Source organism: Nostoc sp. UHCC 0302 (genome assembly GCF_038096175.1).
In the GTDB taxonomy this organism is placed as follows: domain Bacteria; phylum Cyanobacteriota; class Cyanobacteriia; order Cyanobacteriales; family Nostocaceae; genus UHCC-0302.
This window is the reverse complement of sequence record NZ_CP151099.1, coordinates 2964187-2990647: the sequence shown is the minus strand read 5'-3', so window position 1 is coordinate 2990647 and position 26461 is coordinate 2964187. Positions and strand designations below refer to the sequence as shown.

Genomic DNA, 26461 nt, shown 5'->3' with positions numbered 1-26461 from the left:
ATACAAACTCCAGAAGAGAAAATGATTAGACACAGTAGACATACTAGTGAATCTTGGAGAGCTTTACCGTGGAAGAAATTCCGCCGAAATCTTTTCCGCCTTCAAAAGCGTGTGTATAAAGCTATTCAAGTTGGAGACAAGCGGAAAGCTAGGTTACTCCAAAAGCTGATTCTAAAATCAACCTCGGCTCGATTTCTTGCAATAAGACAAGTATCTCAGCTAAATGCTGGTAAAAAGACGGCTGGTATTGATGGGAAGAAATCCCTCTCATTTGAAGAACGCTTCAACCTTGAAGAACTATTGAGAATGAATAGCGGAAATTGGAAGCATCAAGGATTACGGGAAATCCCCATCCCCAAAAAGGACGGGACAACCAGAATGCTTAAGATACCAACAATTGCGGATAGGTCTTGGCAATGCCTAGCAAAATACGCACTCGAACCAGCTTGCGCGTTGCCACTTTCCATGCTAGGAGTTACGGGTTTAGAACCGGGCGCTCTGCCCATGATGCACAAAAGCACATCTTTGGAAACCTGAGATCCCAGTCCAATGGAATAGAAAAACGAGTAATTGAACTCGATATTGAAAAGTGCTTCGACAGGATTAACCACTCAGCAATAATGGATGAACTCATATCCCCCAAAGGCTTAAAACTCGGAATATTCCGATGCCTCAAGGCGGGGGTTAATCCAGAATTCCCCGAACAGGGTACACCTCAAGGGGGAGTAGTTAGCCCACTATTAGCAAATATCGCGCTCAACGGAATCGAAGATATTCACAAATATCATCGAGACTATAAACGGGGAAGGAAAATCACAGGCAATACGTCAGAAAAGCATATTGCCGAACCATCAATCCGATACGCGGATGATATGGTCATAATACTACGCCCCGAAGATAACGCGATAGAGATACTCGAAAGAATCAGCGAGTTCCTCCGCAAACGCGGAATGAATGTAAGCCAAAAGAAAACCAAAGTTACCGCCGCGACAGATGGGTTTGATTTTCTCGGCTGGCACTTCAAAGTCCAGAAAAACGGAAAGTTCAAAAGTACTCCTTCAGTAGACAACTTCAAAGCATTCCGTAAGAAAGTAAAACACATCGTCAACAACTCGAATTATGGTGCTACTACAAAGGCTGAGAAATTAGCCCCGGTAGTAAGAGGTTGGAGAAATTACCATAAGTACTGCAAGATGGACGGGTCTAGAAACTCGTTATACCACATCCAAAAAAGAGCTTACACGGTATTCAACAAGGAAACTAATCAAAACCGCTACTCCAGTAAGAAATTACTAGACAAAGCATTCCCAAAGGTTCCTTACTCCGAAAACAAACACATTCCTGTCAAGGGGACTAAATCACCTTACGACGGAGATACAGCCTACTGGAGCGAACGCAAAAGCAAGCTCTACGACGGCGAAACCTCTAAAGCTCTTAAAAAGCAAAACCATAGATGTGCTTCCTGCGGTTTAAAATTCATCGATGAAGAACGGATTCATCTGCATCACATCGATGGAAATCACGCCAACTGGAAGAAAAACAATCTGGAAGCAATTCATGAGAGTTGCCACGATTATAAACACATGAGCAAAAGCGCAAGCTAAGAACATCGGGAGCCGTGTACACGGAAACGGGTACGCACGGATCTAAATGAGAGGTGCGGGGAATAATATCCCCCATCGACTCAACCAAATTAGCTGCCACAGCAGTTGAACATGGTGGTTTGATTTGGGCAATAGATGCCTTACAGCCCTCGATGTCACGGAACCTTACTGTATGTATTGTAAGCTAATCAGCATTTAAGCTGCAACATAGCTGAAATTAGTTTTATGTTTGATTTTCCGATGCCACTTAATCACTAACTCGCCTTGATTCAACAACTTATCTAGCAGTGTTTGTAATTCATCTACTGATTTAAATAAGCGATGAGCAATATATTCTTTACATGAATGCCAAACTAATTCGATAATGTTATAGTCAGGGCTATAAGCAGGCAAGAACTCTAAAATAAAATTCGGGAACTCTTGGGATATTTTAGCTAGAATATCTTTGCGTTTATGAAAACTAGCATTGTCTAAAATTAAAATTATCTTTGGCCCATACTTCGAGAAATCTTTACCCACATTTCCTTTACTTACCCACTCTTGTTTTATTAGTTCATTTAATTGTTGTAATTGCTCATAAAAAATATCTGCATTTCCCTTTTTTACAAAAAAGCATACGCGTTTCCGGTCTAATTCTCGAATTGCTCCCATGACGTTTACTCGACCACAACGTCGTTGTCCTGGAATATTCTTGCGTTTTCCTTTTTTACCCCAACCCTTGCGACGAATCACGCGTAAACTAAAACCACTCGTCGCGCGGGTACGCGCGCCCGCTACGCTAACGTCCAAAACCATACCTGCAAACGCTCTGGCTGTTCTCGCGCTATTGATAAATATTGAGCAAGTTTTTCTTTAAACTTCGCTCTCTCTATTGGGTTTTGTTTATCTTCCAGGTTATACTTAGCCCAGATATAGCTATACTTTTTTCGCTTTAATATCCTCCTTACTTGAGAGCTACTTAAATCAATTCCTGTTTTTTCGGTTAAATATGTAGCTAGTCGCTCTGCTGTCCATTTTCCAAATTCATACCCTAAATCTGAGGGTTCTTGGTCAACAGTTTTTAATAACAGTTCAATATATTCAGGCGTAGCTTTTCGGTAATATTCGTCCTCTCTTTTATTATGTAGAGTTTCCAAATTATCAGGATCACCGTGCATACACCAATATGCTACTGTTCTATGCGAACAACCTAAAAATTTAGCAATCTCGTATTGTGGTTTCCCATCATTCTGTAGCAGAATAATGAGAATTCTTTCCCTGACGTGTGGCTGCTCGCTCTCTTTCAGAGCTTGTTGTAGCTTACTAACTTGTGACGGCGTTAAAAAGTTCTTGGCTGGTGGTGGCATCTTTGCTTTGAAACGTCTTCATCTTTCTATTATGCAACTTACGTGCCGATTAGCTTACGAAGTATTAAGTGGTACACCAGTTAGTGCAGTTCAATTGCAACAAGCACAAGTGCAAGGGCTAATTGAATGGCTACAACCATATAAGGAATTACCGTATAAGATTCTGGCAACGCTATCAGATGGGGAATCAGCGATTATTACTGCCGTGAATTCGAGTTGGCCAGATGCACCACATCAACGTTGCCAAGCACACTTTCTCAGTAATTTGAGTGAAGTGGTGCTGCCATTAGATACAAAGCTACGACAACAATTAAAGGCAGATTTAGATGGATTGCCAAAAGTACCTGAGTACTCTGAAAGATCCCAAGACTCAACTCAGTCAAGACAGCCAGACGCTAGCCCCCTTTTTTAGCAATCCCCTATTAATCAACGGCGAATTAGTGGGCGCAAATCAACTGCCGAATTGCGGTATTTTGGGCAATATCAAGTTCTCTTCCTTGCCCAAAGCGAAGAACAGTTACTTGCACAAATTCAACAAGTACCTCTAGCTGAGTATAAAACTCAACGTCTTAGATTAGCTTTGGCTGAAGCTTCTCGCCAACAAAAACATCGCCTTCATCATGATCCAGTTAGCGCAATACAAAGTTTAGCTCATCAACATCAAGAAATTCTCTCTGTGCTTGAGTCTCAGGCTCTTTCATACCAATTAGATAGCTAGGGTTGCCACCTTGCCTGAAAGCTTTGGAAATCCAGAAGCTCCATGTGGTCAATTGCGTAATCGATAGTATACATGAGATCAGGAACGCTCTCTCTCAATTGCTGACTTACTTCCGCGATCGCATTTCAAGAATGATTTCGAGTTAACTGTAACAAGATAGCCTCAAGACTTTGTAGTGCTGCGTTTGTAGTGCGTTGATGTTCTTGAAAGTCCTGACGATGTTGTTCAAAGTTGCGCTGATGTGTTTCAAAATTACGTTGATGTTCTTCATGAGAGTCGCGTAATTCAAGTAGTACATCGTCCAAAATAGCACTCCTGGCTAATACACGATTTACATTTTCGGTAAGTGAGTCTAACTGCTGTTGAGTGTTGGCTTGTCTTTCGGCAAGCCCTAGCATTATTTGTTCAATGCGGTCTAGTCTACTTGGGAAATACTCAGGCGTATCAGTCATATTACTTTCATCAGTCTTCTACTAGGGATTATATAAAGTTGTGGCTGATGATTGCACTTTATTTTAGCAACAGTCTCCAGTTTGAACAGCCTTTTACTATTAGACTACTAGTTTTGCTCCCTGCAACGCCGCATTTTTATGCTGTGTACACTGGCTTCCTCAAAATACGGCTGCAATTGCGATAAGCTCTAGCTTTTGCCTTCTCCAAAGGAGACGAAGACAGCGAACGGCTATCGCACTTGTCCCTGTGTGGAGTTGGGCTTGAGGGGGGACAAAATACCCTGAAATAGATGTATGGCAAGCAGTGTAGCAATTTATGGTAAAACAAAAAGAGCATTCATTCGCAATAAGCTCTATTTAATGATAATATTACCAGAATTTTACGAGACACACCTCAAGCGAGAGCTTGGACGTACTGAATACTTATTACTAAAGCTCCTTATCTATTTATTACAATCTATTAAAACTGTTAGCCTTGAGGCGCTAGCGACTGCTTTACCAATACCAATACTATTTGAAAGTAGAAGGAAAAAAATTCAGCGATTTTTATCTTTAAATTACATCAATGTTGAAGAAATTTGGTTTCCAATTATCAAAAGCTGGTTAGAAATAAATTTTCCTTTAAATGAAGTTATCTATTTAGTAATTGACCGGACTAACTGGGGGTGTATTAATCTGTTAATGATTAGTGTGGTTTGGGATCAAAGGTCTATTCCAATATATTTTAAGCTATTAGACAAATTGGGTTCAAGCAATTTTGATGAACAAGAAGCAGTATTCAAAAAAGCATTGCCGCTTTTTAATAATTATAAAACTGTAGTGTTAGGAGACCGCGAATTTTGTTCTGTAAAGCTGGCTAATTGGCTGACAGAGCAGAAAGTATATTTCTGTTTGCGCTTAAAAAAAGATGCATTTATAGAAATAGAACCGGAAATTTGGTTGCAATTAAAAAATTCAGGTTTAGCACCTGGACTTTCTTTCTTTTATCAAGGTATTAAATATACAAAGTCTACAGGATTTATTAGCTTTAATCTTGCTAGTAAATGGAAACGTAAACGTTTTGGAGTTGCGCCGGAGGAGGGCTGGTTTATCCTAACTAATTTAGATAATTTAGATTCAGCTATTAAGGCTTATAAACAGCGTTTTGATATTGAAGAGATGTTTAGAGATTTTAAAAGCGGTGGTTATAACTTAGAAGATACTAATGTATCAGGACAAAGGCTAATTTCCTTAATATTATTAATCTCACTTGCATATACGGCTGCAACAATATCCGGACAAAAGATTAAACGCATGGGTGTTCAAAAATATGTCGGTAGAATTAAAGAATCTGGACGAACAATTCGCCGTCATAGCAGTTTTTATATTGGATTATATGGTGAGACAGCGCTGCGGGAGGGTTTCCCTCCGCAGGCGACTGCGAACCCGAAGGGGTCTAACTGGGTCGATTTCATGGAAAATTCTTATGACTTGGTGGCTGAGTTAATGATACTAGCTCCTAATAAGCGTAAGTATTATCAACAAGGAGAAAGGGCTATGAGGCTTATTTTATCTGCATCCTAGCCCTTTTTGTCCCCCCTCAAGGTAAAAACCACATCCGCAGCCGTAAATGGTTTACCATCAGACCATTTGACTCCTTGTTTGAGTTTCCAAGTCACTGATTTACCATCTTTTGCTACTCCACCATTCTCTAAAGATGTTCCGCTTTTAATGTATCAGCTAGCGATCGCAGGGGTGCTGAGAGTCCCTCATAAGCGGCAACGAGATTACTCCACTGGGTGTCACCACCGAAACTAGGGACATTAACTGCGCGTAAAATTGACGCTGCTGGTGGGTTAATCGCTGCCGTTACATCTGTGTGCCAAGGGCCGCCAGTGCGAAAACCATACTGCTGCTCATAAAGCTTACGGTCTACGGGTTTGATCTGGGGAAATCCCAGAACTGGTTCAGGCTCTCCCAAGGGATGGGCGAAAGTCACTTCGCCAAAACGAGATGTAAACTCGACCTGGGCAGCATGATCGATGTTCTGGCCACGGAAGAACAAGACTTTCCACTTTAATAGCGCTTTGCGAATTTCTTGGACTTGCTCCTCAGAAAGAGAGCGGGAAAGGTCTACGCCGCCGATTTCTGCACCGATGAAACCAGCTACCTGTTTAACTTCTATATGTTTGTAGCCCATTAGGATTCTCCAGAGTTTGATCTATCAGGAGGTGTTCACACTCGCCTATTTCCTTGGGAATTTTGCCGATATCCAATATCTGATAGCAACATTCTCATCCTGGGAGCATAACTGAGATTATCATACAGTATTCCGATAGAGTTAATGTAGTATGCAGTTGCTAAATAGTAACTTCCTACGTTTTTGCAGACCAATCATCTTCTATCGCGATCCGATGTCAATGTGCAAAAGCCTTAGCTCAGAAAGATCAGCGATGCCTGGGTAGTAAACTACGCGATTATTTGACAATTATTAGTTAATCTAATTATTAGTAAACCATAATAAAATTTTCATGAGGAAAATTTGGCATAGACAACTCGGTAAAAGCACCAGTAATATCACTTACCACTATTTACCCGCCTTGCGCTGGCGTAATTTTCGCCTGTTTTTCGGCGGACAGTTACTATCAATGTCTGGAACATTTATGACCCAGCAGTTAACTATTCCTTGGCTGGTATACGATTTGACTCAATCGCCTTGGTTGTTGGGAGTTGCAGGATTTGTACAATTTTTACCTACGTTATTACTGATTCCCTTTTCGGGCATATTGTCCGATCGCTGGAGTCGTCGTGACTTGTTAATGGTGGTGCAGATATTGGGAATTAGCGTTTCCCTGGCTTTAACGATTCTCACCTTTACCAATTGGATTACCTTTCCTATCCTCTTGGTACTAAGTGCTTTCAATGGTTTGCTCAAGGGATTAGATATGCCCGTGCGCCATACAATCGTCACCGAAACTGTAGACGATCGCGCTGATTGGGGTAATGCGATCGCTTTGAATTCAGTAATGTTAAGCTCCTCTCTCGTTGTGGGGCCTGCTATGGGTGGGATTTTGATTGCGACACTAGGGGTAAAATATTGTTTTCTTTACGATACCCTCAGCTATATTCCTGCGATATTTACCTTGCTAGCGATGCGGCTGCCAGGCAGACAGATGCAACCCCTTACGGGCATTAGCGATACTTTGGAGAAATTGCGGGAGGGCTTTGAATATGTCTGGAAATTCCAGCCGATTAGAGTAATTTTATTAATGCTAGCGTTACATGGTTTCGTTGGGATGTCTCATGTCGCGCTCATGCCTGTTTTTGCAGCAAAGATTCTCAATGGGAACGCAACAACGATGGCTCACCTCAGCACTTCAGCACCGATTGGCTCGTTGTTTGCTTGTTTGTATCTAAGTTTCAGACGAGGAATTGTGGGCTTAGAGCGTTTGATTGTAGTCGCTCAAGTTTTGATTGGGATGAGTTTGATATTCTTTTCACTCTCGCGTCAAGTTTGGCTATCTATAATTATTCTGGTATTTGTAGGCTGCTTTTCTATCCTCAACATTACCAGTAGTAATATGATTATTCAAACCCTAGTTACCGAGGATAAGCGCGGACGGGTAATGAGTTTTTACGCCCTAGCAATGGTGGGTACAATGCCTTTTGGAAATTTGTTAGCTGGGACTTTGGCAGATAATTTTGGTGCGACTAATGCCTTGATTGTCTGTGGTAGTCTGATTATTTTAGGTGCGCTCTGGTTCTCTGCACAATTGCCAGCAGTAAGCCGTTGGATTGCTCGCTAAACAAGTCGCTTCTCTTTGTACAACAAAGCAGATATTTGGAAAAGAAGCATCTTCCGCCACACATTCAAAGTGTAGTGGAAGACGATCAATTACATCAACTTGGTAGAAAAAAATTGCGCCTATAGCTGATAAGCGAATTTTTTATCCCAAGGGGCAGGTTTGCTAATTTGCTCCCATATAGGACTATACAAGGCTTCATGTAGTTCGCGTGCTAGTACCACCAAACCTGCATAACCAGCGTAAGCATGGTGACGTTCATGGTTAATGTCTAAAAAAGGAATTCCCGTTTTGAGCGCTGTATATTTATTGCCAGCCCCAGTAATCAATACATCAGCTTTTGTTTGGTGTAATACCTTTAATAATGCCTGGGGAGTTGTGTCAGATAAAAGCATTGCATCTGCACCAAGATATTGTTTAATTTTAGCTTTCTCCTCTTCTGTTGTTTTGCCATCTGTAGCTGCAATAACTTCCATTCCCAAATCTTGGGCTGTTAAAATAAGCGACCAACTTTTCACACCACCAGTAGAAAGAATAATCCGCTTACCTTTTAAATCAGCAAGGTAAGGAGCTAAAGCAATATCTAGAGCAGCATTTTCTTGGGCAATTAACTTTTCTGTACGTTCTTTCAGTTCATAGGCAATAACACTATCTCCCAAGGATATACTTAATTTGTCCGCAACATTTCGCAAGCAATCATTTAAGTTGGTCGCACCATAAAACGATTCTTCAATATAAGGAATTCCATAGCGTTCCGCCATAGTTTGTGCCATCTGTATAGCTACATTTGAGCAAAGTACTACATTTAATTTGGCACGATGAGCATAGCAAACTTCTTGATAACGAGCATCACCTGTAATTTTAGAAAGAACGCGAACCCCCATTTTTTGGAATAATGGTAAGATATTCCACGTTTCACCTGCAACATTATAGTCACCAACAATATTAATATCGAATGGCGTGGTAAATTCCGGTTCTGCCGTACCAATGACAGCATTCAATAAAGTTTCATTACCGATGCGATTCCCTAAATTTTTACTACCAAGAAATCCAGGCGCATTTACATAGATAACTGGAAGATTAATTTGTTGTGCAGCTAGTTTACAAACACTATCAATATCATCACCAATCAAAGCAGACAAACAAGTAGCGTAAACGAAAATAGCAGCAGGATGATAGCGTTGAGCAACATTCATAATAGCTTTGTACAGTTTCTTTTCTCCACCAAAAACGATATTACCCTCACTAAAATCAGTAGTAAAAGCAGTTTGGTATAATTGCGAACCTGAAGAGAGACTACCATGAGTTGCCCAAGGATTGTGAGTACAAGAAACAGCACCATGTACTAAATGAACAGCATCAGTAATAGCTCCGACAGAAACCATCGCTCCATCAAAAGGGCAATTTCCTTGGGTTGCACCTGGTTGTGGTGGTTTTGTGCAAGTGAGTTTTTTCTGGTTAGATTTGCAAGGTGTTTCACTAATTAGTTCGTTAATTGCGACTTGAGTATTTTTCATACTTTTCCTCGTGCGAAATATAAATACAAAACAGCCAAAACTGAGGAGTTAGGAGTATTATTTTCTCTCTATCTCCTATTTTTATTACTTACCAATTTTGCTGCCTAGTCTCCACTTGTCTTTATAGATGCTGGTAGACAAAGTTTATTGAGACTGATTTCAGAGAAATTACAAAAAACAGCAATTGATGCACTAGCATTTCAGATAAAACAAGGAACTCCTCTGATGCATCCTGTATTTTTAGAAAGGCTTGTTATGGCAGCCCTCGCATGAGTTACATCTTCGCCTGTAGCTCCTCACTGCAAAGAGATGTAACTCACTCAGACGATAAACACTATAATTCTTTGGCTAGTGTTAGCTTGTCTAAATATTAGTATAGCTAATAATATGGAAAATCAAGTATTGTTTTGAGATTTTTAGAATATAAATTATTAGATAGTTAAACAGGATAATTTACATACATATTTTATATGTACCTTATGTTCTGTTTTATCATCTAATTAAGTAATCTATTTTTTACTAATACTATCTCAGGTATTTTTTTAAATAAAATGAAAATTTATACAGGTAATTATAGCCTTAATTATTTGAAAATACTCTAAATATATGGCTAAACAGAACTATATTAAGTAAAAAATCTTCTTGAAATTTGAAAAGTATACACTATTTGAACTACGAGCTTTAGCCTCAGATCTGGTTGGATTGACAGTGGCGATCGCTTTGCAGATCCGAGAGATTTTACCAACAGCCTCGTCTCCCAAAGATTTCCCGGTTCCTTATTTCTCATTTATATGCAATTCTTAATATTATAGCTGTTAACTCCGGCAAGTCGATTGATATATAGTATTTTGTATCCTGGCTTTTGCAAAGCAATGCTCATAGCTTTGCAATACTCTAGGCAAATCAATGTCAAAAGGCTATAGATAAGCATCCCAACAAAAAGTAGAGCAAACCGTATGACGAAATATGTAAATCTTGGCAAAACTGGGCTAAAAGTATCCCGTATTACACTAGGCACGATGACTTATGGTTCGCGTAAATTGCGCGAATGGGTATTAGAAGAAGAAGAAAGTCGTCCATTTATCAAACTGGCTTTGGAATTGGGGATTAATTTCTTTGATACCGCCGATGTCTATTCCTTGGGTGCTAGTGAAGAAATTGTCGGACGAGCGCTGAAAGACTTTGCCAAACGAGATCAAGTTGTGATTGCTACTAAAGTACATGGTAAAGTCGGCGATGGGCCTAATGACCGAGGACTATCTCGCAAACATATTTTTGATAGCATTGATGCTTCTTTACGGCGGCTACAGACTGATTATGTAGACTTGTACCAAATTCACCGTTGGGATTATGAAACACCAATCGAAGAAACCCTAGAAGCACTGCATGATATTGTCAAAGCAGGTAAAGTCCGTTACTTAGGAATTTCTAGTGTTTACGCATGGCAGTTTGCTAAAGCCCTTTATACAGCAGACATTCACGGCTGGACTCGTTTTGTATCAATTCAAAATCACTACAACCTAGTTTATCGGGAAGAAGAACGAGAAGTAATACCCTTAGCCCTAGATCAAGGGATTGGTATTATTCCTTGGAGTCCCTTGGCGCGGGGCTTTTTAGCAGGGAATCGCAGCAAGTCAGATCATGGCCAAACACTGCGGGCAAAAACTGACGAATTTGCTCACAATCTCTACTATCAAGATTCAGATTTTAAAGTAGTCGATCGCGTAGTTGAATTAGCTGCAAAACGGGGTGTGAAACCCACACAAATTGCCCTAGCTTGGCTATTGCATCAACCAGGTGTGACATCTCCGATAATTGGCGCTAGTAAGATAGAACATCTTAAAGAGGCTGTGGAGGCAGTGGATTTAGAGCTTTCTGATGAAGAGCGCAAATTTTTAGAAGAACCTTACACACCCCATCCTATACTAGGGCATCAGTAATCTTGTACTAGGCGACTGGAAGTCACGGCTACACAGGCAAAACCCGCCTAAGCGGGTTAAAAGCCTTGATTTTACCTCTTTTTGCCTAAAGTTCGCCACCGCGTAAACTTTGTGGGGAATTCCGCGAAAGAGGGTAAAACCTTGCTGCTTATGTTTCATTCAATTTTGCATTATCCTGCCTTGCCCTGTTCAAAATTCTAAGTTGTTGAGTTGGATCTTTGTCAGTGCCTCCCATTTTGCCATGATGCCAACCCATGTTACGGGTGTAACTACCCAGCAAGTTTTGGGTAATTAACTGTTCTGTATCAACCTCATCGTCCAGTTCGGCATAAGGCGAGACATAAAGCGCATCAACAGGGCAATACAACTCGCACAAAAAACAAGTCTGACAATCTGATTTACGAGCAATTACGGCTATTCCATCGTTTCCGGAATCGAAGACATCGCGCGGACAAACTTTCACGCAGATATCACAGCCGATACAGCGATCGCTATCAACAATTTCAATCATTACGCTACCTCTTGCAACTGATTTTCTGCGGCGACAACCACAACATCATCGATACCACTGGTAAATATTCTTCTTGTTTGTTGCACGTCAGTTTTTGTAAAATCCGTGCGTCGGTGCATTCCTCTACTTTCTTTACGTGCATCCGCACTCGCCCAGATCCAGCGAGCTGTGGCCGCCATCGCCGCAGCTTCCCGTGCGCGTAGAGCATTGCGACCCTCACCTACTAGATAATCGCTAATATCTGCCCATACTGCATCCAAACGTTGACGTGACAGCGCTATCCTCGCTCCAGAACGAAAGAAATTAACATCAAGTGGCAAGGTTTCAGCCTGAACAGCACTAATCGCTTCCGATATTAGCTCATCCTCTAGCGGCTGTTTACGGGGACGCAAACCTGCTTGACCTAAACCACGAACCAAGCGTGTCCCGGCTTTGTCGCCTAAAGAGGCAGCAAAAAGTGCTGCTGCGCGGCCACTCCAAGTCCCACTAGCGATCGCCCAGGATGCATTAGGGCTTCCCCCTCCTGAAACTGCCCCTGTAAGATTTTCTCGAGAGGCTGCATCACCGGCGGCATAAAGTCCCGGCACTTTTGTAGCGCAATCATTGTTGATGATTTCCAGTCCACCTACGCCGCGAACAGTTCCTTCGGAGCGTAGCGTCACTGGGAAGGGTTGCTGGAATGGATCTAAACCAATCCTCTCAAATGGTAGAAAGCAGTTAGGTTGACCCTGGCGCAACCATTCATGTTCAATAGGGTTGCCGCGATTCATTAGAGCATACACTTTTTCACCCGCAACCAACTGGCGCGCAATACGTACAGCTCGGTCTTCCCCAGTTTCCGGTAAGGGAGAGCCATCCTCCAGATAAAAACTGGCGAAGGTAAAGGTCAATCCCTTAGTCACAGAAGTATGAGCGGGTGACAAGCCATATTGCGAGGAAAATTCCATCCCAGATAGCCTGACTCCTGCCTCTGCTGCCATGAGATAACCATCACCGGTATTACCATCGCAACCTAGTGCATGAGACAGAAAAGCGCATCCGCCAGTCGCCAGCACAACGGCACCTGCTCTGACTTCCCAGCGATTCCCAGTGCGCGGATGAATACCTGCTGCACCTGCGATCGCACCATCGGCCCAAAATAGTTCGAGTGCGGGATGATGGTCAAGAATGCGTACACCAGCTGCGATCGCTCTTTGGCGCATGAAGCGCATATAATCTGGCCCGCGCAAGTTAGCACGGTAGGGATTGCCTTGCTCATCAAAAGGAAAAGGATAGCCGTTATTCCCTAAATCATCTAAACCTATTTGTGCCTGCTCAATCACACGCTGCAACCAACGGCGATCGGCAAGTCCTGATGAGCGAGACAGCCGACGCTCAACTTCTGCATCACGTTCTGCGCCTTTGGGAAGATACCATGTCCCAGTATTGGATGGAGCCGTTGCCCCTGATGTACCGCAATACCCCTTATCCGCTAGGACGACACGGGCACCTTGCTTTGCTGCTGAAAGTGCTGCCCAACTGCCAGCCGGCCCGCCACCCAAAACTAAGACATCAGTGGTAATTACACTCTGTGCTGTCGAGACTTGAAAAGTTTTTATATTCATATCATCGCTGTATTAATTTGTTTAGTATCCTGCTTCCTTATTGACTACATTCCGTAATGGCTTATTGCCTTGGTAACGCTCTAAGTTATCAAGGAACAAGTCTGTAATCCGTCCTTTCAATGCTGGGGAAATTGCGGAAGTATGGGGTGTAATAAAGAGGTTAGGTAATGACCATAGAGGACTTTCTGGCGGTAAGGGTTCAATAGAAACTGTGTCTAATCCTGCACCTGCAATCCAGCCTTCAGTGAGAGCCTTGGTTAATGCTGATTCATCTACAACTGAACCGCGACCGACATTAATTAAATAAGCATGACTGGGTAGCGATCGCAGTACTGTTTCATCAATTAAAGCTTTGGTTTCTGGTGTTAGAGGTGTCGCCACAATTATATAGTCAACTTCTGGCAATAATGTGTGCCATTCATTTGTGCCGACGATTTTATCAAAATTTGGTAGAGGTTCAGGACGACGACGACCACCCCAAACTCTCGCTCCAAATGGTTTAATACGAGCTGCGATCGCCTGACCTATGTTTCCAGTCCCAAGAATTAACACAGTTGAATTTGCTAACTCTGGTAGTACTAACCAGCTTTTTTCCCATTTGCGTTGATCGTGATCTGCTTGCAATTGCCGTAACTGTTTGGCGTGATAGAGGATCAAACTTAAGACAAATTCCGAAATCGGAATCGCATGAACCCCCGCGCCATTAGTCAGAATGATATCGTGTTCGAGAAAAATCGGTGTCAAAATGTGATTAACACCAGCACTAGGAGTCTGTTGCCAACGTATTCCAGGAGCAGCTGCCAGCACCTTATGTAGAGTGGTCGGCTTCAATTTAAACCCATTGAGATAAACTTCAGCATCACCAGGATCGCTATCAAAATTACCATCACTATCTACCCGCACAAATTTTGTATCCGATGGTAGGTGTGGCTCAATCTCGGCAGTAAGTTCTATCGGTAAAATTAGTTTGACCACGGGTTAATCCTTCATGCTAAATAGTCAATGGGCATTGGGTATTTGTCTCTTCTGCCTCCTTGCTTTCCCGAAGTTCTGAGCAGAGGCTTCTTCTACTCAGAAGTGCTTGACGAATTTCAGCAACTGCTTAATCGTGCAAAGGCGCGAAAGATTTACGCCGCTGATTTTGGCACCGATAAAACCAGCTATCGGTTTAACTTCAATGTGCTTGTTGCTCATAATAAATTCCCCAAAATTTTACCCAGGGTGGTGTTTGCACTCCTTTAGTTCCTCTGCCTTGCCATTAAGTGCAAGCAATATATCAAAGGAAGCGATCGCCACTGAAAGTATAATACTTTAAATTGATATATTTACCGTATTATGTAATTAAGCAACAAAGTTGTTTCTCTTCTGCAATGCTGGATTGCTCATGCTGGCTCACTATTTATATCTAAAAATCAATTAAAGCCTAGATTGTTAGCTTTACTAAGTTTTGTAAAAGAAGGCTAAAAATTTCCGTTTCTTAATCCTAGTTATCTTCAATTGGCAACTTACTGAGTATCGATAAGGAAATTCATTAAAATGACGCAGAAACTTGCCCAAACGCAATACCCTGTTCATAACTTTATCCAGAGTCGTTGGAGTCCTAGAGCTTTTGCCGATCGCTCAGTTGAGCAGGATAAACTACTCTCATTGCTAAAAGCAGCCCGTTGGGCACCTTCTTCCTACAATCATCAGCCTTGGAGCTTTATTGTTGCCACCAAAGATGACTCAACAGAATACAATCGTCTACTTAGTACCTTGGTTGAGTTTAATCAAGGATGGGCGAAAAATGCTCCGGTACTGATACTTGCAGTCGCTAAAATCCTTACTGACGACGGGAAGACAAACAGACACGCATTTCATGATGTCGGACTGGCTTTAGAAAACCTGATCCTTCAGGCGACTTCTCTTGGTTTATTTGCCCATCAAATAGCGGGATTTAATGCAGATACCGCCAGGGAAATATACCAAATTCCAGAAGACTATGAGCCTGCAACTGTGGTGACAGTTGGCTATCCTGGCGATCCCCAAAGCCTCCCTGATGGACTACGCGATCGCGAACTGGCTCCCCGTGTCCGCAAGCCGTTGAAAGAATTTGTCTTTACTGGACAGTGGGGACATACCTCCGCCTTGTTAAAAGACTAAAGATCGAGGCTGAAGTATTGTAGGTACTGAGTTGTAAAAGCGATTGTCCGTTACATCGGCTGTCTTTCCCATACTTAAAGACTTGTATTCACTAATAACCTATTCCAGATGAGCAGTTCGAAGCAATTGAAACTGGGTGCATTCATGCGCCCGATCAGCATACATACTGGCGCTTGGCGCTATCCTGGGGCTTTGCCTGATGCTAATTTCAACTTCCCGGCGCTGAAACAATTTATTCAAAAACTAGAACAAGGCAAATTTGACGCATTCTTCATGGCCGATCACTTAGCGGTGCTGAATATGCCAGTCAACGCGCTCAAACGCAGCCATACTGTCACTTCTTTCGAGCCTTTTACCCTGCTTTCTGCCCTTGCCAGCGTCACCGAACACATTGGGCTGGTAGCCACTGCTTCCACGACATACGACCAGCCTTACCACATCGCTCGCCGCTTTGCGTCTCTCGACCATATTAGTGGCGGTCGTGCTGGCTGGAACATCGTCACCACAGCCAATCCAGACGCAGCGCTCAACTTTGGTTTAGAAGAAGAGGTAGAGCATGATGAACGTTATCGGCGGGCTAGAGAATTTTATGATGTCGTCACGGGTCTTTGGGATTCCTTTGCTGATGATGCCTTCATTCGGGATGTGGAAGCAGGGATTTATTTCGATCCTGCAAAGCTTCACGTTCTGAATCATCAGGGAAAATATCTCTCGGTGCGGGGACCATTGAACATCGCTAGACCTGTCCAAGGCTGGCCGGTAATCGTTCAGGCAGGCGCATCCGAAGCCGGACGGCAATTAGCTGCCGAAACCGCCGAGGCTGTGTTTGCACCTGCTAGTAATCTGGAAGCTGGTAAAGCTTTATTTGCAGACATTAAAGGACGGGCGCGGGCGATCGGACGCGATCCAGACAGCATAAAAATCCTTCCAGGTGCTTTAGTCATCGTGGGGGAAACCGTCGCCGAAGCATACACCATGCGTCTTCATTTAGATAGCCTAGTACATTATGACAGTGGGATCGCTAGCCTCAATAGTGCGCTTGGCTACGACGTTTCGGGTTTTGATCCCGATGGCCCCTTGCCAGAAATTCCATCGACTAACGCTGGTCACTCTTCACGAGAAAGAGTAATAGCCTTAGCGCAACGTGAGAACTTGACTATTCGACAACTAGCGCAACGCATCGGTAGTTATGGCGGGCTGGCCTTCGTCGGCACGCCCCAAACTATCGCCGATGATATGGAACAATGGTTGACAGAGGAAGGATCTGACGGCTTCAACATCATGTTCCCTTTTGTTCCTGAAGGGCTGAACGATTTCGTTGACAAGGTTGTGCCAGAACTCCAAAGCCGTGGGATCTTTCGCAAAGAGTATGAGGGCAAGACGCTGCGTGAAAATCTCGGATTGGCACGCCCCGTTAACCGCTTCTTCCAGACCAGTCTGGTGTAAACTGCGATCGCTAGTATCACACGTATTGTTTCTTTCTTTTTACCACTTGCATCAATAGCACCGTCATCCTCGCTGCTTGATTTTTAAATTAGCTTGTGGTAAAGTCCGTGCAATCACAATTTACTGTAAATTGGTCGAGTTACAGTAGATTGTTTAGATGAGAGAGTTATCTTCAACTTTTACATCATACAAAATTGTTAAGAATTGGCTATTTTACTGCTGCGGATATCACCAAAAGTAGACAAGTTTTAGAGAAACGCTTGAATCCCTTGGGTATTCAAGTGCAGTGGGCGCAATTTAAAGATGGGCCACAGCTTTTAGAAGCAATAAATGTGGGTGGTTTGGATGTCGGTGCTGTTGGTGAAACTCCACCCATATTTGCCCAAGCAGCTGGTATTCCTTTTGTTCTTCTTGCTAATACTATACCGGGTACTGGTGAAGGTTCCGAGATCGTAGTACCGGAAGACTCCCCCATCAAAACTATAGCTGATTTAAAAGGTAAAGGAATTGCCTTTCAAAGAGCTACTGCTAGTCAATACTTTGTGGTTAAAGCTTTACAAGAAGGAGGATTAGAACTAAAAGATGTCAAACATCTCAATCTAATATAGGAATCATATTTGATTTCTGAAAAAGATTGCGAGATAATACGGAGGAAAAAATCTGTCTAAGAGCGAACAATGATAAACCAGTATATAGAAACGGCAATCGCAGAACTACAAGAATTTATAGATAATCGCCCAGATGCCCGTGAAGTGAGGAAAGCTTTAGCAGTGAAACTGGTTTATCAAGGCTACAAATATGAGGAAATTCAAACAACTTTAGATGTATCTATTGGTTCGATAACAAGCTGGAAGAACACCTATAAGGAATATGGAATTTCGGGACTACGCTTAAATTATCAAGGTAGAAAGAGTTATCTGAGCGATGAACAGCGAGAAAAAGTATTAAGTTGGTTGCAAACTAAAGATATTTGGAAACTGGGTGAATTGGAGTACAAATTAGCATTTGAATATGATGTGATCTACGAATCAAAACGAAGCTATTACGATTTGTTTGACGAGGCAGGAATTAGTTGGAAGAAAACCACTGCCTTGAACCCAAAGGCTGATAAAGAGGCTGTTGCCGCAAAAAAAACAGATTGAATCATTGTTGGAAAGCAACAGAGAGGAAATAGAATCAGCAAGGCTGAGAGTATTATTAATAGATGAGTGCCATCTTCTCTGGGGAGACTTAACCGGATATGTCTGGGGAAAAACTGATCAAGAAATTGCTGTGGAAATTATTAATGAACGAGATAAACAGACATATTATGGGGCGGTTGACTATCTCAATGGTAAGTTACTTATGAAAGCTTACAAAGCTGGTAATTCCGACAATACGATTGATTATTTACGTTATTTATTAGACCAGTCTAAGAGCCAACGATTACTTCTTTTTTGGAATGGCGCTTCTTACCATCGTTCTCATCTTGTCCAAAACTTTTTAGCCGAGGTAAACCAAGGTTTAGCAGAAGAACAATGGCAAATTCACTGCATACATTTTGCTCCTAATTGCCCATCACAAAATCCAATTGAGGATATTTGGTTACAACCTAAAACCTGGTTGCGGCGTTTTTGTGCTTTGATTCCTTCGTTCTCTCATCTGAAGTGGATGTTTGAGTGGTTTATCCGACACACTACCTTTGATTTTGCCACTCTTCAAATGTACGGAGCTTTTTCAGAAATCAAATATTAGTCCTATAGCAGCAGAAACTCGTGCAGCATTATCGCGTAAGAGCATTGATGCAGCTGTGCTAGGTGACCCCCACCTAGCTATATTTCAGAGAACGGAAAAAGTTCGGATTCTTCGTAATGCTAAAGGACTTTCAACCCAAGGAGGCTATTGGATAGCTGCACGTAGCTTCGTGAAAGAGAACCCTGAGTTAATAAAAATTGTCCTTGAAGAAGTCCACAAATTAGGCGAATGGTCTAAAGCAAATACGCGAGAAGTTGCTGAAATTGTCGGACGTGATACCAAGCTTGATTCACCAACCTTAGAAACAATAGTCAAGCGTCGGCGTTTTGGCATCAGACCGATTACCGATAAGGTTATAGCAGGACAGCAAGAGATATCTGACTTGTTCTATAAGCAAAAATTCATCACTAAAAAGATTAATGTCAAGGATGTAACACTTACTCCTGAAGAATATGCTGCTATATTCCCGGCAGAAATCAAGCCCTGAGCATTTGCAGTGAACATTAAGCCTGAAAAAATTGGCAATACATTATGCTAATAGTATCTAGAAAACGCAACTTTTTAATGTTCTTAATGGCTGGAGTATTTACCCTAATTACAAATTATGGTAAAGGGAACGAGGAACAATTTCGTAGGGTGTATTATCGCTGTTCTCGTAATGCACTGCAAATCTTGGTGGTGCATAGGGCTAATTTCTATAATCGCATCCTACTAAACTATGAATCAATATCAAAATCTAAAATTTGATGACAGATGAAAGAAGTCACTTAAGAACCACTTTTAATCAAGTAGCGCTGTTGTATGACCAAGTTCGACCAGGATATCCAGAAGCGCTTTTTGACGATGTGGTGTCTCTCTCACAAATCACTCCAGACGGAAGGATATTAGAGATTGGTTGTGGTACTGGTCAGGCAACTGTGCCCTTTGCCCGCCGGGGTTATCATATACTCTGCATTGAGTTGGGTAAGAATCTTGCTAGGGTTGCCCAAAAAAATCTGGCTGCTTATCCGCAAGTAGAAGTGCGTAACATCGCTTTTGAGGATTGGGTAACGGAAGAAAATGCTTTTGATTTAGTGATTTCGGCGACTGCTTTCCATTGGCTTGACCCAAGTATTGCTTACAAAAAAACGGCTCAAGCCCTCAGATATGAAGGAGCGATCGCGCTATTTTGGAATGAGCACGTATATAGTGATGCTAGTAATGGCTTCTTTGAGGAGGTGCAGCAGCTATATTGCCGCTTTGTTCCTGAGTTAGTTAAAGATGATCAGCCTCTTCTTCGTGAGCATGAAGTACCTAGTAAAACGGATGAGATTGAGCAAACCGGTTTGTTTGGTAAAGTGACATATTGCTCTTATCGATGGGATGCAGAATATGATACTGCGACCTATCTCAACCTCTTGAATACCTACTCTGGTCATCTCAGTTTGGATAGCATTAAAAGGGCGCGTTTTTTTGATGCGATCGCTGAATTAATTAATACTAAATTCAATGGTCAAATTACTAAAGGTTACTTAACTACTTTATACGTAGCCCACCTATTTTCAAAGGGAACAGGGAACAGGGAATAGGGAACACGGAGACCCACGCGCAACTAGGCGCTTTTTTGCTTTCAACTTTGAGTCTTTCCTACAAAAAGACGTTAAAACAGATTGACAACTTGGGGAAAATTTGGGAGTATCAAACTACGGTAATATGGTAAATTTTTAGTATTTTTTACAACTTAAATACATCTAAAACCCTTACAGAGGAATGGTTTTTGTCGAGTGCAGTCGATGGCTTGAATATGTTACCAGATGTAATCGCCTCAAGGCTGGAAACATTCTTCAAGTTTGTAGTACTAAAGTCACGTCACCTAGAACTAGCAATTGCCTCACCACTCACCAACATAGATTTTCCATAAAGTATTCGGAGATAGAAACTAATGATTAAGAGTCCAGACAAACTTGCAGATACGACAATTCAATTTTCGACTCCTGTGAGAGCAAATTCACCAGAACTTCAGCAGCTGTTTGATTTCATTGCTCTGGGAGCAAGTGAGCGTGATCGCGATCGCATCCTTCCTCATAATGTGGTTGAATTAATCCGGCGTTCTAGGTTGGGTGCATTGCGAATCCCCGTTGCTGAAGGTGGTGGTGGTAGCACGGCACGTGAACTATTCGAGGTCGTGATTCAGCTGGGGGATGCCGATCCAAACGTGGCTCACATTGTACGGAATCATTTCTCTGTTACAGAGCGAATTTTGCGTTCTCAGCGCACCCAAAGGAATCAGCGATGGCTGAAAGCCGTCGTCGATGGCGCGATTATTGGACTCGCTACGACCGAACTAGAAGTCAAACGATCTGGTGGCGGCCAAGTCGCGAATACAAAATTAACACCCGATGACCACGGCTATCGGCTGAATGGGACGAAGTATTACAGCACTGGCAGCCTTTATGCAGACTTGATTTTCGTGCGTGTGCTAGTACCCGATGGCACTAAAGCGTTTATACTCATTCCCACCAATCGCGAGGGCATTGACCTTGTGGATGACTGGGATGGCTTCGGTCAAAGGCTTACAAGCACTGGAACGACAATATTTACAAATGTCCGTGTAGAGGCGGACGAAGTAATTTTTGAGACAGACACAGACAAAGACAACCTGCCATACAATATCGTCCCGCAATTATTTTTAACAGCAATCAATGCTGGCATTATTCGCAGCGTTCTGCGTGATGCTACAGCCCTCGTCCGTACCCGACCCCGGACTTTCTACCATGCCGTAGCCGAGCAAGCAGCAGATGACCCAATCTTGCAGCAGACTGTCGGGCAGATTGCCGCCAATGCCTTTGCTGCCGAAGCGATTGTTTTAGCAGCAGCTGATGGTCTGGATCGCCTCCCTGCTGCCCAAGCTCAGGGTGAAGAGGCAGAAACGGCTGCGGCACTGGCAACTTCTCTGAGTGCAGCCAAAGCCAAATTGATTGTCGATGATTTGGCTCTACGTTCAGCCACCTTGTTGTTTGAAGTTGGTGGGGCTTCAACAACAAAGAAAAGCTCCAACTTTGATCGCCACTGGCGCAACGCCCGTACCTTATCCTCACACAACCCAAATCATTTTAAGGCTCGTGCGATCGGAGACTACGAAATTAACGGCACGCCTCTGCCGACAAGAGGATTCTTCTAAGATTTTGTATAGGGTATGGGGAAGATGAGGAGATGGGGAAGAAAACTTCCTACACTCCCAATACTACTCACTTTGTGCATTTTTAACTCGGAATTGGGTTTTGGGAAAAGGTTAAAGGTTTTTTCTTTCCCTTTTCCCCAAAATCCGACAAGTATTGCCCACACTCCTTTCTTCCCCTGTTCTCTGCCCTCTGCTTCTTAATCCTACGCAGACTTAGCTGACTGAAGCCTTGGCTAGTTGCTTCCACACTGCGGCGGCGTAGAGTGAGTCCTCAAAGTCCGGTGCGATGTTGTCGCTGGTGATGCGTGCCTCGTGCTGCTCCCAGTCGGTGAAGAATAAGTCGTGATTGATGCGAGACACTATTACAGGCACGTCGCGGCGAATGCTGGGTACATCACCAATCGGTAGCCCGAAGCTGACGAAACCAGCTGGATTGAAGATGTGGATGTCTTTGAGGTAGGGCGCAGTGCCAGGTACTTTTTCTAGATATTCGTGGGCGTTACCGAGGTAAGGGTGCGTCCCCAAATCATCGTCGCGCTGGTCGGCTGGTGGTTGGTAGCGATCGATGTAGATGGAGAATATGAATATAGTTTACCAGAAGTAATCTTTAATAATCAAAAACAATCAGATTATATAGGAAAAGAAAATGAAGAGAGGAAATCACCTCAAGCGATAAAACTAACCTACGGTTATTCGCGTGACCATCGTCCAGACTTAAAACAATTTATTACAGAATTAGTATGTTCAGGAGATGGAGATATACCAATATATATAAAAACAGTATCAGGAAATGAAGTTGATTCTAAAAAGTTTGGAGAAATTGCAGTTGAATATAAGAAAAGAATAAAAGTTGATAGTTTAATAGTAGCAGATAGCGCATTATATACAGAATCAAATATTAAGTTAATGTCGAGTATCAAATGGTTAACTAGAGTACCATTGACGATAAAATCAGCAAAAAGCTTAGTGATGAGTTTAACAGAATCGGAATTTGTTAAAAGTGATAAATCAGGATACTCATACGCTCAAAAGAAAATAAATTATGGAGATATAGAGCAAAGATGGTTAGTTGTACAAAGTCAAGATAGAAAAAAATCTGACTTAAAGAAATTATCAAAGAAAATAGAAAAAGCTTTGACTAATACTCAAACTAAGTTAAAAAAACTAGCACAAGAGAAGTTTGCTTGTGCTGCTGATGCGAGAAAAGAATTAATCAAAATAAGTAAAGAATTTAAATATCATCAGATAGAAAATATCGAAATTATCAAAAAACATGCCGACATCAAAGAAGAGAATCAATCGAAATATTATCAAATATCAGCCAGGGTTGCTGAAAATAAAGATGTTATTGAACCAGAAAGGTTAAGTTCTGGAAGGTTTATAATTACTACAAATATTTTGTCAGAGAAAGAACTGAGCAACGAGAAAATGCTGTCTGAATATAAAGCACAACAGTCATATGAGAGAGGATTTAGTTTTCTCAAAAGTCCTTTATTTTTAGCAGATAGTATTTTCCTGAAAAGCCCAGAAAGAATCGAAGCATTAGCAATGATAATGGGGTTATGTTTGCTAGTTTATACTCTGGCACAAAGAGAGATTAGAGCGGCTTTGAAATCCTTAAACTATACTGTAAAAAATCAATTAGGAAAAACCATAAATAATCCGACAATGCGGTGGATATTTCAATGTTTTCAATCAGTTCATCTTGTGACTTTTCAGCAAAAAACAGAATTTTTAAATTTGACATCAGAAATGAAGTACATTCTCCTGTCCCTCCCAGAAGCTTGCCGTAATTACTATAAATATATAAGTTGATTTATGAATATTATTAATATTTTAGTTATCCAATTTTACCCATTAATAAAATTAATGAGCTAAAGTTTTTATGGCGTTTTTAAATTTATTTATAGATAATTATAATTTGCAATGATATATTAAGTCTCTAAGAATAAAATTATATTATTAAATTTTTCTCCCAAATCAACCTCGTTATTTATTGCTGATTATTGAGAATAAATTTGAGAAATTTTTCTATCTCAAATGTACTTTTTCTAAATAAATGTAATTTTTTACTCTTTCTTACTAAATTTACTTCCGTAATAACCGATTGTGACAGTTAAGGGTGCGGAATGTGAGATGTATATCTGTACGCTGATGGCCAAGGCTAAGATAGTTGCAGTTAAGGCACTAGAAATTGTGCGAGGTTTGAACATAGAAAAAAGACTCCTCACGGGCTATAAAATATTTGGCTAAGTAAAATCTGCGTTAACGATAGTCAGGCGAGCGCAGGTGTAAAAATTACCACAAAACTACACTGCAAAAGCCTCTGTTTAAGCTTCTCTATTTGGATATGAAACAGAAAATTAACCGCCCCAAGCACCTCTCAAGTTGTAGACTATTTGCAGGATAGATGATAGTAAGAAGCTTAAAAGTGGAACTGAAATTGTCCTTGTTGCACCGGCAACTGCATCATTATAGACAGTCTCCCAAGCTTCTGGCCCGCTAGTGGATTGTCCATAGGCTTTTGTACCCACAGCCAAAGTTAAGCTAAGCACAGATAAACCCACTAGTATTGTGCGACGTTTCAACATTATTTCTTGATACCTAATAGATTGGTAAGTTTTTTGGCAAGGTGAACCGAAAAGTTTAAGGTTTGTTTCCTTGAACTTTTTGGCTCACCTAACCTGATAACGGTCAAATTGAGTTAGTGAAATATTAATTATTTACAACCAGCAACTAACTGCTTAATTGTATTATTACTTGCCACTTTATACTAGAGCTTCTGATATTGATAAATCTTATGGAAGTACAAAAATAATATTAAATTTATAATGAAAAAATATATTAAAAAGATAATAATTTACTAAGAAAACTCATCTATCTTAAAGAATAAAATTAGAATATTTTTAGACAGACTATATGAGTTAATTTTAATTATGCAAAGAATTATAGGTTTGATTTATTTGGGTGGCTGGCTTTTCTAATAAGCGTTGTTTATGAGCATTTCTTGATAACACCAGTTGGCGCTCAATACCTTGGGAGCTAATGATACACGGAAGTCCAAAAACAACTTCATAGATAGAATTTGCTCTCTCTGAATACTGGAAATATCTGTTTTTCATCTCGCAGGAGAGTATCGTGTCGCAAGTAGGGCGGAGTGCCATTTATTAATTGTTGAATGTGAAAGTGATTTAGCTTTTCTGGTAAAGGAAATATCAAAATTCATCAGTCTTCACTTGGGGGCAGAGCGTGGATTCTGTAGTCAGTGTGGTAGCCATCTATTTTACAAATTGAAACAAAATAACCAGTACTTCGTGCCTGTTGGATTATTCGATAATTTTGAAGGTCTCGTTTTCGAGCATTAGGTATTTATTGATGAAAAACTTGAGTATTACTGTTTTGCAGATAAAACCCAAAACCTGACGGGGGCAGAGGTGTTTGCACAGTTTGTACCTCTATCAGACTAGTAAACGATGAGTTACTTTTTACTAGATGAAGTTAGGTTAGGGCGAATGATCGCACTGCTTCACTTACAAAGTGCGATCGCCCACCATTAAACAACAATCACCCCGCTATACCTTTGCCACTCTTGTAGTTCATCGCTCTGGGCTTTCTTTTGTTGCGCGGGACTACTGTTGATTTCTTGGGTGGTTGTGGTGCGCGGCATTTTTCACAATAGAGCGGTCGCGGGCCAAAGGTTTCTCTTTGCGTTGGTTCTTGGCACTGCTGGCAAATAAAGTTAAAAACGCGGGTGTGAATCTCACGCTTATGCGCTCTGACGGTGTACTCTCGGACTTCAATTGTCTTGCTGGGCATTGGCTAATAAAATGGCCTTACTTCTTAATAATAGAGAATACATTCGTCAGGAGTCAAAATTGAATAGGAGTGCGACTGGTGAATGTAGCGCAGAGAACTACTGCAAACAAGTAAGGAAATAAAGTTACCAAAGCAAGTATTTGTTGCAAAGCCTCTTGTGGCAAAGGAGAAATAGTTATGTGATTGCATCCTTTGAGTAGGCAAGGAAAGAGAAAACTGTGGCTGCAATGTCGGGAAGAGATTTGTGTACGCCAAATGGGGAAGCGTGAAACTACAAGTCTTATGATGCATACATATCTTTTGACAGAGTGAAACCATCAAAAATTTCTCAACGATCACAAGAGCCAAATTTCTTCACTGTTAATGGTAAACGTCTCTAGAGAGTTATTCAACTGGTAGAGGTACTAATTAAGCCCAGTACTTATGTTAAAAGAAGATAAATGTATATTATGCTACTTTATTACTTGTTTAGCAAGTGGGTTTAGTGGGTTTAGTGGGATGTTTTATGCTAACTCTTGATTATGCTGTTGATAATCTATAATTTAGTATATGTAAATGTTTTAAGTAGGCAATAGTTTTTTATATAGTTTAGAGGATTGATGCTCAAAATAGATAACTAAAAATAGTTTTAGTTTTAAGATTAAGTATTCAAATAAAGTTAATTATTTATTCAACTGTAATTGATTTGT

General features: G+C 41.4%; 26 protein-coding genes and 2 pseudogenes. 16 read left to right on the top strand and 12 right to left on the bottom strand.

Translation table 11 applies throughout. The features are described from left to right. Positions 1 to 21: 21 nt before the first annotated feature. Positions 22 to 1604 (top strand): annotated as a pseudogene (locus WKK05_RS12690) (reverse transcriptase domain-containing protein). 195 nt (positions 1605 to 1799) lie between these two features. Here the strand turns inward: WKK05_RS12690 and WKK05_RS12685 are convergent. Further along, positions 1800 to 2950 (bottom strand): annotated as a pseudogene (locus WKK05_RS12685) (IS630 family transposase). 31 nt (positions 2951 to 2981) lie between these two features. On the opposite strand from WKK05_RS12685, the gene WKK05_RS12680 reads away from it, so the two are divergent. Both WKK05_RS12680 and WKK05_RS12675 read left to right on the top strand, forming a co-directional pair. Further along, entirely contained in the window at positions 2982 to 3362 is a 381-nt protein-coding gene (locus WKK05_RS12680) for a hypothetical protein (RefSeq protein WP_341530044.1), read from the top strand. Positions 3363 to 3413: 51 nt separating this feature from the next. Then, the gene (locus WKK05_RS12675; protein WP_341530043.1) at positions 3414 to 3668 is read left to right on the top strand and encodes a hypothetical protein; all 255 of its coding nucleotides are present in this window, start codon (positions 3414 to 3416) and stop codon (positions 3666 to 3668) included. A gap of 125 nt (positions 3669 to 3793) precedes the next feature. Here the strand turns inward: WKK05_RS12675 and WKK05_RS12670 are convergent, their stop codons facing one another. Then, a complete protein-coding gene (locus WKK05_RS12670) occupies positions 3794 to 4120 on the bottom strand; it encodes a hypothetical protein (RefSeq protein WP_341530042.1) in 327 nt (108 codons plus the stop codon). Between the two features lie 366 nt (positions 4121 to 4486). Between WKK05_RS12670 and WKK05_RS12665 the strand changes: the two genes are divergently transcribed. Beyond that, complete coding sequence (locus WKK05_RS12665; protein WP_341531078.1) at positions 4487 to 5683, top strand: IS4 family transposase; 1197 nt, start codon at positions 4487 to 4489, stop codon at positions 5681 to 5683. On the opposite strand, the gene WKK05_RS12660 is transcribed toward WKK05_RS12665, so the two are convergent. Then, positions 5680 to 5778, bottom strand: coding sequence for an ABC transporter substrate-binding protein (locus WKK05_RS12660; RefSeq protein ID WP_341530041.1), 99 nt, complete (start codon positions 5776 to 5778; stop codon positions 5680 to 5682). The two genes, WKK05_RS12665 and WKK05_RS12660, sit on opposite strands and share 4 nt — an antisense overlap. Before the next feature lie 32 nt (positions 5779 to 5810). Beyond that, on the bottom strand, positions 5811 to 6299 hold the full coding sequence (locus WKK05_RS12655) for a TauD/TfdA family dioxygenase (RefSeq protein ID WP_341530040.1): 489 nt from the start codon (positions 6297 to 6299) through the stop codon (positions 5811 to 5813). Positions 6300 to 6630: 331 nt separating this feature from the next. Between WKK05_RS12655 and WKK05_RS12650 the strand changes: the two genes are divergently transcribed. After that, the gene (locus WKK05_RS12650) at positions 6631 to 7905 is read left to right on the top strand and encodes an MFS transporter (protein ID WP_341530039.1); all 1275 of its coding nucleotides are present in this window, start codon (positions 6631 to 6633) and stop codon (positions 7903 to 7905) included. A gap of 119 nt (positions 7906 to 8024) precedes the next feature. Here WKK05_RS12650 and nifE read toward each other — a convergent pair whose 3' ends face one another. Next, on the bottom strand, positions 8025 to 9419 hold the full coding sequence (gene nifE, locus WKK05_RS12645) for a nitrogenase iron-molybdenum cofactor biosynthesis protein NifE (protein ID WP_341530038.1): 1395 nt from the start codon (positions 9417 to 9419) through the stop codon (positions 8025 to 8027). A 956-nt stretch (positions 9420 to 10375) separates the two neighbouring features. On the opposite strand from nifE, the gene WKK05_RS12640 reads away from it, so the two are divergent. After that, on the top strand, positions 10376 to 11359 hold the full coding sequence (locus WKK05_RS12640) for an aldo/keto reductase (protein ID WP_341530037.1): 984 nt from the start codon (positions 10376 to 10378) through the stop codon (positions 11357 to 11359). A 148-nt stretch (positions 11360 to 11507) separates the two neighbouring features. Here WKK05_RS12640 and WKK05_RS12635 read toward each other — a convergent pair whose 3' ends face one another. From WKK05_RS12635 to WKK05_RS12620, 4 genes are all read right to left on the bottom strand, one after another. Beyond that, a complete protein-coding gene (locus WKK05_RS12635) occupies positions 11508 to 11870 on the bottom strand; it encodes a ferredoxin family protein (protein WP_341530036.1) in 363 nt (120 codons plus the stop codon). Continuing rightward, positions 11870 to 13474, bottom strand: coding sequence for an FAD-binding protein (locus tag WKK05_RS12630; protein ID WP_341530035.1), 1605 nt, complete (start codon positions 13472 to 13474; stop codon positions 11870 to 11872). The genes WKK05_RS12635 and WKK05_RS12630 overlap by 1 nt, the downstream gene beginning before the upstream one ends. Positions 13475 to 13495: 21 nt before the next feature. Further along, positions 13496 to 14449: a D-2-hydroxyacid dehydrogenase gene (locus WKK05_RS12625; protein ID WP_341530034.1), complete on the bottom strand. Its 954-nt coding sequence runs from the start codon at positions 14447 to 14449 to the stop codon at positions 13496 to 13498. Positions 14450 to 14545: 96 nt separating this feature from the next. Further along, on the bottom strand, positions 14546 to 14668 hold the full coding sequence (locus WKK05_RS12620; RefSeq protein ID WP_341530033.1) for a hypothetical protein: 123 nt from the start codon (positions 14666 to 14668) through the stop codon (positions 14546 to 14548). A gap of 342 nt (positions 14669 to 15010) precedes the next feature. On the opposite strand from WKK05_RS12620, the gene WKK05_RS12615 reads away from it, so the two are divergent. The 8 genes from WKK05_RS12615 (at position 15011) to WKK05_RS12580 (ending at position 21956) form a co-directional block, all read left to right on the top strand. Beyond that, the gene (locus tag WKK05_RS12615) at positions 15011 to 15616 is read left to right on the top strand and encodes a nitroreductase family protein (RefSeq protein WP_341530032.1); all 606 of its coding nucleotides are present in this window, start codon (positions 15011 to 15013) and stop codon (positions 15614 to 15616) included. A 108-nt stretch (positions 15617 to 15724) separates the two neighbouring features. Continuing rightward, the gene (locus WKK05_RS12610) at positions 15725 to 17062 is read left to right on the top strand and encodes an LLM class flavin-dependent oxidoreductase (protein WP_341530031.1); all 1338 of its coding nucleotides are present in this window, start codon (positions 15725 to 15727) and stop codon (positions 17060 to 17062) included. Positions 17063 to 17256: 194 nt separating this feature from the next. Further along, complete coding sequence (locus WKK05_RS12605) at positions 17257 to 17670, top strand: PhnD/SsuA/transferrin family substrate-binding protein (protein WP_341530030.1); 414 nt, start codon at positions 17257 to 17259, stop codon at positions 17668 to 17670. Positions 17671 to 17766: 96 nt separating this feature from the next. Further along, positions 17767 to 18796, top strand: a protein-coding gene (locus tag WKK05_RS12600; protein ID WP_341531077.1) for an IS630 family transposase whose coding sequence is annotated in 2 segments (ribosomal slippage) — positions 17767 to 18188 and positions 18187 to 18796 — 1032 coding nt in all. Because the reading frame shifts where the segments join, the coding sequence is not laid out codon by codon here. Next, entirely contained in the window at positions 18750 to 19283 is a 534-nt protein-coding gene (locus tag WKK05_RS12595; RefSeq protein ID WP_341530029.1) for a hypothetical protein, read from the top strand. Before WKK05_RS12600 ends, WKK05_RS12595 begins: the two co-directional genes overlap by 47 nt. 259 nt (positions 19284 to 19542) lie before the next feature. Beyond that, a complete protein-coding gene (locus WKK05_RS12590; RefSeq protein WP_341530028.1) occupies positions 19543 to 20364 on the top strand; it encodes a class I SAM-dependent methyltransferase in 822 nt (273 codons plus the stop codon). Between the two features lie 188 nt (positions 20365 to 20552). Continuing rightward, a complete protein-coding gene (locus tag WKK05_RS12585; protein WP_341530027.1) occupies positions 20553 to 20696 on the top strand; it encodes a hypothetical protein in 144 nt (47 codons plus the stop codon). Between the two features lie 21 nt (positions 20697 to 20717). Then, positions 20718 to 21956 (top strand): acyl-CoA dehydrogenase family protein, encoded by a 1239-nt coding sequence (locus WKK05_RS12580; protein WP_341530026.1) that lies wholly within the window; start codon positions 20718 to 20720, stop codon positions 21954 to 21956. A 213-nt stretch (positions 21957 to 22169) separates the two neighbouring features. On the opposite strand, the gene WKK05_RS12575 is transcribed toward WKK05_RS12580, so the two are convergent. After that, complete coding sequence (locus tag WKK05_RS12575) at positions 22170 to 22481, bottom strand: hypothetical protein (RefSeq protein WP_341530025.1); 312 nt, start codon at positions 22479 to 22481, stop codon at positions 22170 to 22172. Here WKK05_RS12575 and WKK05_RS12570 point away from each other — a divergent pair. Then, the gene (locus WKK05_RS12570; RefSeq protein WP_341530024.1) at positions 22470 to 23771 is read left to right on the top strand and encodes an IS1634 family transposase; all 1302 of its coding nucleotides are present in this window, start codon (positions 22470 to 22472) and stop codon (positions 23769 to 23771) included. The genes WKK05_RS12575 and WKK05_RS12570 overlap by 12 nt on opposite strands. A 548-nt stretch (positions 23772 to 24319) precedes the next feature. Here WKK05_RS12570 and WKK05_RS12565 read toward each other — a convergent pair. Next, positions 24320 to 24547, bottom strand: a complete 228-nt coding sequence (locus tag WKK05_RS12565) for a hypothetical protein (protein WP_341530023.1) — start codon at positions 24545 to 24547, stop codon at positions 24320 to 24322. A gap of 507 nt (positions 24548 to 25054) precedes the next feature. Between WKK05_RS12565 and WKK05_RS12560 the strand changes: the two genes are divergently transcribed. Further along, a complete protein-coding gene (locus WKK05_RS12560) occupies positions 25055 to 25321 on the top strand; it encodes a GFA family protein (protein WP_341531076.1) in 267 nt (88 codons plus the stop codon). A 199-nt stretch (positions 25322 to 25520) separates the two neighbouring features. On the opposite strand, the gene WKK05_RS12555 is transcribed toward WKK05_RS12560, so the two are convergent. Continuing rightward, on the bottom strand, positions 25521 to 25772 hold the full coding sequence (locus WKK05_RS12555; protein ID WP_341530022.1) for a hypothetical protein: 252 nt from the start codon (positions 25770 to 25772) through the stop codon (positions 25521 to 25523). Between the last annotated feature and the right edge of the window lie 689 nt (positions 25773 to 26461).

Excerpts from the sequence above, each read along its gene's own strand:
- WKK05_RS12680 (WP_341530044.1), top strand. The coding sequence starts at position 2,982 with ATGCAACTTACGTGCCGATTAGCTTACGAAGTATTAAGTGGTACACCA.
- WKK05_RS12670 (WP_341530042.1), bottom strand. The coding sequence starts at position 4,120 with ATGACTGATACGCCTGAGTATTTCCCAAGTAGACTAGACCGCATTGAA.
- WKK05_RS12655 (WP_341530040.1), bottom strand. The coding sequence starts at position 6,299 with ATGGGCTACAAACATATAGAAGTTAAACAGGTAGCTGGTTTCATCGGT.
- WKK05_RS12650 (WP_341530039.1), top strand. The coding sequence starts at position 6,631 with ATGAGGAAAATTTGGCATAGACAACTCGGTAAAAGCACCAGTAATATC.
- nifE (WP_341530038.1), bottom strand. The coding sequence starts at position 9,419 with ATGAAAAATACTCAAGTCGCAATTAACGAACTAATTAGTGAAACACCT.
- WKK05_RS12640 (WP_341530037.1), top strand. The coding sequence starts at position 10,376 with ATGACGAAATATGTAAATCTTGGCAAAACTGGGCTAAAAGTATCCCGT.
- WKK05_RS12635 (WP_341530036.1), bottom strand. The coding sequence starts at position 11,870 with ATGATTGAAATTGTTGATAGCGATCGCTGTATCGGCTGTGATATCTGC.
- WKK05_RS12630 (WP_341530035.1), bottom strand. The coding sequence starts at position 13,474 with ATGAATATAAAAACTTTTCAAGTCTCGACAGCACAGAGTGTAATTACC.
- WKK05_RS12620 (WP_341530033.1), bottom strand. The coding sequence starts at position 14,668 with ATGAGCAACAAGCACATTGAAGTTAAACCGATAGCTGGTTTTATCGGT.
- WKK05_RS12615 (WP_341530032.1), top strand. The coding sequence starts at position 15,011 with ATGACGCAGAAACTTGCCCAAACGCAATACCCTGTTCATAACTTTATC.
- WKK05_RS12610 (WP_341530031.1), top strand. The coding sequence starts at position 15,725 with ATGAGCAGTTCGAAGCAATTGAAACTGGGTGCATTCATGCGCCCGATC.
- WKK05_RS12590 (WP_341530028.1), top strand. The coding sequence starts at position 19,543 with ATGACAGATGAAAGAAGTCACTTAAGAACCACTTTTAATCAAGTAGCG.
- WKK05_RS12580 (WP_341530026.1), top strand. The coding sequence starts at position 20,718 with ATGATTAAGAGTCCAGACAAACTTGCAGATACGACAATTCAATTTTCG.
- WKK05_RS12565 (WP_341530023.1), bottom strand. The coding sequence starts at position 24,547 with ATGTTGAAACGTCGCACAATACTAGTGGGTTTATCTGTGCTTAGCTTA.
- WKK05_RS12555 (WP_341530022.1), bottom strand. The coding sequence starts at position 25,772 with ATGCCCAGCAAGACAATTGAAGTCCGAGAGTACACCGTCAGAGCGCAT.